A 3,123-nucleotide genomic window follows, 5' to 3' on the forward strand; every position below is an offset into this window, starting at 1 on the left:
GAATGTCGAAAGCTATCGCCGGCGCAGCGCCATGGAGGCAAAGCGGACACGGGGACGACCGGCCGCATTCGCGACAATCAACAATACGCCCCAGTCTGTCGCGGAGCGTCAATCACCCGGCCCGCAGAGCCTTGCCAGCGACAATCACGCTGATACCCTGCCAGACGCCGCGACGTAGAAGCTCATCCAGATTGACGCGCGCGTCTCATCAAGATTGTCGCGCAATATGGGTCCGGCAGGTCGGCAGGTCGGCAGGTCGGCAGGTCGGCAGGTCGGCAGGTCGGCAGGTCGGCAGGTCGGCAGTGATATGATCCTCCGGCTGGACAAGGACCAGGCGCTGCGTCTTGCCAACTACGACCTGGACGACCTCAGCGCACAGAACTTCTACTTCATCAACGTGGAGCAGGACGCCTTCGGGTTCTGATCAAGGGCTCCGCTCGCCCATCGAGCGGAGCCTCCCAGCCTTTCTGTGAACTGCCAGGTTGAGCGGTTGGAGCTTTTCTTTCGTGGATGCGGCTTTCGACGCGAGCTGTCCTTGGACTTCGGGTCGAGGGCCTGAGCTGCAAAGGCGCTCAGACATGAAATTCATCAGACGTTTGGAAAGAATTAACTGTCACCTGCCAATATGTCGCAGGTGAAATCCATTGAGAGGACCCTTTCACGCAAGTATACAACCTATAGTTGTTTATCTGATTCTTTTTACAACTATGGATAGTCCGTAGCCGCATCCAGTCACAGGCAGATGCGGGGACCGGGTTTTTCATCCGTCCACTGGCAAGATCGATAACAAGGGACCGCGCCATCATGGCAGCCACGGCAAGACCGGGACAGTTGGGAATTGCGACGCCTTTCGGGGAGTTGCTCGGCAAGTCGGATGCAGAGATGCATGCCGAATTGCAGGATTACGCGGACATGGGGGTGGATTGGGTCCGCCTCGACATCCACTGGTCGCTCGTGCAGCCGACCAGGAACGGTGGGTTCAACTGGACCCTCGTCGACAAGGTCTTCAATGCCGTCGACGCCAAGGGCTTCGAGATCGTGGCGATCCTCAACAACACGCCGGGCTGGATAGGGAGTTCCCTCTCCTCGGCGGCGGATCAGGCCGCCTATGCGAAGTTCGCATCAGAGGCGGCAAAGCGGTATGGGCACATCGTCGATCACTATGAGGTCTACAACGAGCCCAACATGAACGGGGTCTCGCCGCAGGATTACACGAAGATCCTGAAGCTCGCCCATGGCGCAATCAACACGGCCGACGGCAATGCCACTGTCATCACCGGCGGCCTCGCCTCGATCCCGTCCACCGGCAACGGCATGTGGGGCGCGGTCGAATACCTGAAGCAGATGTATGACGCCGGAGCGAAGGATTACTTCGACGCGGTGGGTTACCATCCCTACAGCTTCCCGCTGATGCCCGGCGACAGCAAGGCCTGGAACGGCTGGCAGATGATGGAGGACGGCATCCGCGGGACCATGATCGCGAATGGCGACGGCGACAAGCAGGTCTGGATCACGGAATACGGCGCCAAGCAGTCCGGCAGCGGCGTGACCGTCAGCCCGGGTACGGCGGCGCAGATGCTGCGCGAAGCCGTCGACCTGGCCGAGGATACGCCCTGGGCCGGGCCGATCATGTGGTTCTCGTATCAGGATTCCGCCTATGAGCCGGGCTTCGGTCTGCGTGACGCCGCCGGCAAGCCGAGGGAGGCCTATTATGCCTTCAAGGAACTGGCGAACCAGGACAATGGTCCGCTCCCTGCACCCGCTCCCGCACCGGTCGTGGTTGCCCCGCCGGCCCCCGCGCCTGTACCCGTGCCTGTTCCGGCTCCGGTGCCGACACCTGCTCCCGCGCCCATGGGGAAGATCATCGAGGGCACGCGCGGCAATGACGTGCTGCGCGGCACCAGCGGCGATGATGTCCTGCGCGGCAATGGCGGGCAGGACACCTTCCATGGCGGTGCCGGGAAGGACACCTTCGTCTTCCGGGAAGCCACCAAGTGGAATGCCATTAAGGACTGGCAGGAGGGCGATATCATCGACCTGCGCAGCATCGACGCGGACATCGGCCGCTCGGGGGACCAGGCCTTCCGTGTTGTCGGATCGAACTGGCTGAACGGCGCCCGAGATCTCGGCGTCTATTTCGATCAGGCCAACAAGAAGACCTACGTCCAGGCCACCGTCGACAGCGGCAAGGCCTACGAGCTCAACATCGTGCTCGATGGTGTGCACAAGCTGGACGCGGGCGACTTCCTGCTCTGATCCGCACCTTGGACCTCGGCGCAAGACGTCGCCGAGGTCACCTCAGGGACCGGCCAGGTCAGCCTTTCGGCTTCGTCTCGGTCCTGCGGCCCCCGCGGCGGGCTGCTGCCGCACTGACGAGATGGCGAGCCATCGCTTAGAGTCCGCTCTCTCCAGAGACGCGGCTTTGTTCTGCCTTGCAGCCGGTCGATCAGGTTTGAACGCGTCACGCCCAGGGTGTCGGCCACGACCTTCACTGGAAATCGCCTCTGAGCAGCGACCGCGCGAGCAAGGTCTGTTTTTCCATCTGGGCCTTCGCCAGAGCTTCGCGCAGGATCTCATGCGCATGGCCGCTCGGACCAATGGCGCAGCCATGCGCATTCCATCGTCTTGCGGCCGAGAAGCCGTTCGAGGTCGCGGACGCGATCCTCGAGCTTGCGGACCTCGGAGGCGCCGACCGCCGGCTCGTTCGATCCCACGGCCATCGCACCCCCCTCATCCATCAGCCGGCGCCACCGGAACAGGAGGTTCGGCGCCACGCCGTTGCGCCGGGCAACGGCAGAGACGGACTCTCCCGCCGCTAGGCTCTCCTCGATGATGCGCAGCTTCTCGTGGGCTGGCCAGTAGCGGCGCCGCGCGACGCCGGTGATCACCTCGATCCGGCGGATATCGCCGTTGGGCATGAGTATGTCCTCAAGCACAGGCTTGAGCCTTTCATGGTCATGCCGGACTGTCCGGTCGAAATAGGAGGCAGTTCATAACACTACTCTGCCAGGTTTTGTGGTAGTTCGGGGTGGTGCTCACGGGAGGTGCCGTGATGAGAGCAACCACAAGCCACTGGCGGGCTGCCTATGAGGCTTGGCTCGCACCTTTCCTAGCTCGGCTCGG

Annotated in this window: 1 protein-coding gene and 1 pseudogene; one reads left to right on the plus strand and one right to left on the minus strand. The window is 62.6% G+C overall.

Annotation, left to right across the window (positions count from 1 at the left end; genetic code table 11):
• Nucleotides 1–804: 804 nt before the first annotated feature.
• A complete protein-coding gene (locus tag H5395_RS18040; RefSeq protein WP_182793897.1) occupies nt 805–2,256 on the plus strand; it encodes a cellulase family glycosylhydrolase in 1,452 nt (483 codons plus the stop codon).
• A 158-nt stretch (nt 2,257–2,414) separates the two neighbouring features.
• On the opposite strand, the pseudogene H5395_RS18045 reads toward H5395_RS18040, so the two are convergent.
• Nucleotides 2,415–2,918 (minus strand): annotated as a pseudogene (locus tag H5395_RS18045) (transposase); the annotation flags it as partial.
• Nucleotides 2,919–3,123: the final 205 nt, after the last annotated feature.

Origin of the sequence: Paracoccus sp. MC1854 (assembly GCF_014164635.1) — a bacterium.
GTDB lineage: Bacteria > Pseudomonadota > Alphaproteobacteria > Rhodobacterales > Rhodobacteraceae > Paracoccus.

Excerpts from the sequence above, each read along its gene's own strand:
- H5395_RS18040 (WP_182793897.1), top strand. The coding sequence starts at position 805 with ATGGCAGCCACGGCAAGACCGGGACAGTTGGGAATTGCGACGCCTTTC.